The sequence below is a fragment of the Streptomyces sp. NPDC056160 genome (assembly GCF_042268205.1).
Taxonomy (GTDB): Bacteria; Actinomycetota; Actinomycetes; order Streptomycetales; family Streptomycetaceae; genus Streptomyces.
Window position 1 is genome coordinate 1 of record NZ_JBHJUW010000284.1, and the last position, 3,982, is coordinate 3,982.

Consider the following 3,982-nt stretch of genomic DNA (forward strand, 5'->3'; position numbering starts at 1 on the left):
GGCAGAAGCCATTCGTGACGAACCCCCGCCCGCTACACTCCCACCGCTCGACGTTTCCCCAGGTCAAGCCACGAAGTACTGCTGGAGTACTAGGACTTGTCCGGTCGATCATGTTCGGAGCCAGATGAGGAGTGCTGCTGCGGTGGCGGTGCCGAGGAAGACGTAGCCGCGTTTGTCGTATCTGGTGGCCACGGCCCGGTGCTGTTTGAGGCGGTTGATTGCTCGTTCGATGGTGTTGCGTTTCTTGTACCGCTCTTCGTCGAAGCCGGGTGGCCGTCCGCCGCGTGAGCCTTTGCGCTGGCGGGCGGCCTGGCTGTCGGTCTTCTCCGGGATGGTGTGCCGGATGCCCCGGCGCCGCAGGAACTCGCGGCAGGGCCCGTTGCTGTAGGCCTTGTCCGCGGCAAGACTGTCCGGCTTCTTGCGGGGTCTGCCCCGCCGTCGCCTGGGGACGCGGATCTTGTCCAGGACCGGCTTGAACTGGGTGCAGTCCGCCCGCTGTCCAGGTGTGACGATGAGGGACAGCGGGCGGCAGCGGCCGTCCGCGCTCAGGTGGAGCTTGCTGGTGAACCCACCGCGCGAGCGGCCCAGGCCCTCACCTCCCGCACCACCTCCGCCAGGCGGGCGACGAGGCTCTGCCACGGTGTCTCGTCCTGGTGTTCTGGCGGTTCGGCCCCCTTTGGGCCGGGGGCCGGCGGCGGATCGGTCCGGGCGCCGGCCGCGTGCTGATGCGCGCGGACGATGGTGGAGTCGACCGAGACGTCCCAGTCGATCTCACCAGCGGCGTCGGCCGCTGCCTGAACCTGCTGAAGCAGCCGTTCCCAAGTACCGTCAGCCGACCACAGCCGGTGCCGTTCGTAGACGGTCTTCCATGGTCCGAACCGCTCGGGCAGGTCACGCCACTGCACACCGGTCCGAACCCGGTGCAGAATCCCGTTGATCACCTGCCGATGGTCCCGCCACCGGCCGCAACGCCCGTTACTGGCAGGCAGGAACGGCCGTAGCCGTTCCCACTCCGCATCACTCAGATCACCCCGCCCCATGCCCGCATCAACGATCCAGACGCAAGGCAGTCACATGATCGACCGGACAAGTCCTAGGCGGGGGCCAGGGGCGCCGTGGAATGGGGCCGTTCTCGGGCCTCGCTGCGCAGCGGGGCCCGTGGACGTACGGCGGCCGCGTCACGGCTCACTTCGCTGCCACAGCTCAGCAGGTCGGGGAGGAGGAGATGCGGATGCCCGTCAGCGTTCCGGTGAAGGCGCTGCTCTGCAGCGGCGGGATGCACGAGGTCGAGCCGGTGGAGTACCGGATGTAGGCGACGTCGTCGTGACGGGTGTTGGTGACGGTGATGGGTGAGCTGTTCGTGCCGGTGGGCCTGGACGGCAGGGACTGGTAGCCCGAGGTGACGTCCTGGAACTGACCGATCCTGACGCCGTTCTTGAACAGGCAGACGTAGGGGTATGCACAGCTCGCCGTGGCCTGGGCGACTGCGGTCGTGGGGGCGGCGACCGCTGCTCCCACGGAGGTGGCGAGCAGCCCGGTGGCCACTGCCGCAGCCCCCGCAACTCGCTTGACGGCCTGCCGTGATCTCTTCATGTCTCCTCCTTGGCGGGGGTGCGGTCGGCGATGACGTGGCTCACGCGCAGGTGGCGGACGAGGAGATGCGGATACCTGTCAGGACGTAGCCCGTGATGCCAAGGGTGCTGTTCGGAGCGACGCAGTCCACCGATCCACCAGCCTCGCGAATGTACGCGACGTCGTCGTGGCGGGTGTTGATGACCCTTACGTTGCTCGGTTTGGACGGCAGCGACTGCCAGGTTGAGGTGACGTCCTGGAAGCGGCCGATGATGGCCCCGTCGGACAGGCGCTGGATACACACGTACGGGTAGGTGCAGCTCGCGGTGGTGGTAGCAGCGGTGGTGGCGGGTGCTGCGGAGGCGAACCCGGTACCCAGCGCAACCGCGGTTCCAAGCGCCATGACGGCGCAGGCAGCGCGCCCCAGCTCTCGAGAAGTTCTCACTTCTTCCCCTTTCGACGCGGCTCCAGGGATGACGGCGACGACACTAGGCGCGGAACCTTGACGTCAGAAGCCGGAAACCGGACAGCGCGCCCTGGGAAACGGCCGCCGATCCGGCGAACACCGCGGTCGGCCGCAGCGCGGCTCAGGAGCTGTGAAATCAATACGGGGAGGATTTGCTTTCCCATGTGGTTCCCGTGTGATTTCCATGTGATTCCCATGTGATTGACAGGTGATTGATCGACAGGTCACCGAGCGGATCGGACGACCCGGTACGCGCGCACAGCGATGTGGTCGCAGAAGCGCTCCCTGGCCATCGCGGCGGACTTGACGAAGTCGGCGCCCGCAGCGACCCGTTCGCGCACGGTCGCGGCGGCCTGCTCGGGGGTGGCGGTGTTCGGCACGGCGCACGCGATCACCGCCCGTCCGCGGTGAAGAGGCGGTGCGCGTTGCGGGTGGTGAGGTCGCGCCAAGTGGTGGCGTCGGTCGGTCCGGGCGCGGAGTCGACGGTGGCGACCTGCGCGAGGACGGCTTCGACGGGCGTCCAGCAGTAGTCGCTGCCGTAGAGGAGGCGTTCGGTGCCGAAGGCGGCGACGGAGGCCGGGATCTGTCGGGGGAAGGGCGTACCGGCCAGGTCGTACCAGAGCCGGCCGAGCTGTTCGACGGCGCTCGGCGCGTTTGCCGGGCCGCTGCCGAAGTGGGTGCGGAACAGCTCCATCCGATCGGCGAGCAGCGGCAGCGCTCCCCCGCCGTGGGTCAGGATCCAGCGGATGCGCGGCCGGCGGGCGAGGACGCCGCGGAAGAGGAGGTCGCCGGCGGCGCGGGCGGTGTCGAAGAGGAACTCCAGCATCGGCCGGGGACGGCCGAGGCCGAGGTCGTCGGCGTGAGGCGGCGAGGTGGGGTGGACGAAGACGACGGCGCCGCGCCGGTCCAGGTCCTCCCAGAGCGGTTCGAGGCGCGGATCGCCGAGGTAGACGCCGTGGTGGTTGCTCTCCACCGTGACGCCGTCCGCGCCCAGCACGTCGAGCGCGTGAGCGGCCTCGGCGAGCGCGCCCTCGACGTCGGGCAGGGGCAGGGAGGCGAAGTGGCCGAAGCGCCGCGGGTGCTCGGCGCGGACGCGGGCGCCGAACTCGTTGACCTCGCGGGCCAGCCCGCGGGCCGCGCCGTCGTCGCCGAAGTGCACTCCGGGGGACGAGATCGACAGGTAGGACTTCTCGATCCCCGAGCGTTCCATCAGGTCGAGGTGGTGTTCGACGCTCCAGGTGGGCCAGCCGGGCATGCCGTCGGGATGTTCGATGCCGGCGGACCGGGCCGCGGTCACGTAGCCGCCGGTGACGAAGTGGGCGTGGACGTCGACGAGCCCGGTCGGGGTCATACGGGTCTCCCTTGCTCTGGGGTGCCTGCCAGGTCGTGTGCTCCGGGGTGCCTGCGAGGTCGTGCGCCGGCGTGCTGACGAGGCTGGTCCCGGGTGCCTGTGATCGCCACCGTAGGAAGAGAGCCCGTACATTGGCAGGGGTGATTCCGGTGAACGGAACACCAGGAGGAAACAGCGAGGGGAACGGCGATGCCCGAGGGCGGTCCGCGGCGCTGGGGCGGGGCGAGGCGCTGCTCGTCGAAAGGCTGTCGGCGCGTGACGCGACCCCGGTGCGTTACCGCGTGGGCGGCCGCCTTCCACTGGCCTCGACCGGGGTCGGCCTGGTGCTGCTCGCCTTCGCACCAGGGGCCGTCCAGGAGCAGGCCATCGCCGCGTACGCGCCGGGGCACGGCGACGACGATATCCGTACCCCCGACGACCTGCGCCGTGTGCTCGCGGAGGTACGGCGCGGCGAGCACGCCGCAGGACGCCAGGACCGTCCCTGGCGGGTGACAACGGGGGTCTTCGAAGTTGAGCGGTGCAAGGTCGGTGGCCGCTGACTGCCCGTCACGGTCTGTGATGGGTGGGGTGGTTGTCGGCCCTGGATGTAGGAC

At 69.6% G+C, this 3,982-nt stretch carries 5 protein-coding genes and 1 pseudogene; 1 reads left to right on the plus strand and 5 read right to left on the minus strand.

Annotated elements, in window-relative coordinates; genetic code table 11:
• Positions 1–108: 108 nt before the first annotated feature.
• The 5 genes and pseudogenes from ACFC02_RS41905 to ACFC02_RS41925 all read right to left on the minus strand — a co-directional run bounded on the left by ACFC02_RS41905 (position 109) and on the right by ACFC02_RS41925 (position 3,389).
• Positions 109–1,040: pseudogene (locus ACFC02_RS41905) on the minus strand (IS5 family transposase).
• 163 nt (positions 1,041–1,203) lie between these two features.
• Positions 1,204–1,593 (minus strand): hypothetical protein, encoded by a 390-nt coding sequence (locus tag ACFC02_RS41910; protein WP_376368184.1) that lies wholly within the window; start codon positions 1,591–1,593, stop codon positions 1,204–1,206.
• Positions 1,594–1,633: 40 nt separating this feature from the next.
• Positions 1,634–1,975, minus strand: a complete 342-nt coding sequence (locus ACFC02_RS41915; RefSeq protein WP_376368186.1) for a hypothetical protein — start codon at positions 1,973–1,975, stop codon at positions 1,634–1,636.
• Positions 1,976–2,262: 287 nt separating this feature from the next.
• Positions 2,263–2,418: a hypothetical protein gene (locus tag ACFC02_RS41920; RefSeq protein WP_376368188.1), complete on the minus strand. Its 156-nt coding sequence runs from the start codon at positions 2,416–2,418 to the stop codon at positions 2,263–2,265.
• A gap of 11 nt (positions 2,419–2,429) precedes the next feature.
• Positions 2,430–3,389, minus strand: coding sequence for an amidohydrolase family protein (locus ACFC02_RS41925; protein WP_376368190.1), 960 nt, complete (start codon positions 3,387–3,389; stop codon positions 2,430–2,432).
• A 149-nt stretch (positions 3,390–3,538) separates the two neighbouring features.
• Between ACFC02_RS41925 and ACFC02_RS41930 the strand changes: the two genes are divergently transcribed.
• Positions 3,539–3,928, plus strand: coding sequence for an IclR family transcriptional regulator C-terminal domain-containing protein (locus tag ACFC02_RS41930; protein ID WP_376368192.1), 390 nt, complete (start codon positions 3,539–3,541; stop codon positions 3,926–3,928).
• The last annotated feature ends 54 nt before the right edge of the window (positions 3,929–3,982 follow it).

Bases quoted from the DNA above. Each gene is read 5' to 3' on its own strand.
- ACFC02_RS41925 (WP_376368190.1), bottom strand. From the start codon at position 3,389: ATGACCCCGACCGGGCTCGTCGACGTCCACGCCCACTTCGTCACCGGC.
- ACFC02_RS41910 (WP_376368184.1), bottom strand. From the start codon at position 1,593: ATGAAGAGATCACGGCAGGCCGTCAAGCGAGTTGCGGGGGCTGCGGCA.
- ACFC02_RS41915 (WP_376368186.1), bottom strand. From the start codon at position 1,975: ATGGCGCTTGGAACCGCGGTTGCGCTGGGTACCGGGTTCGCCTCCGCA.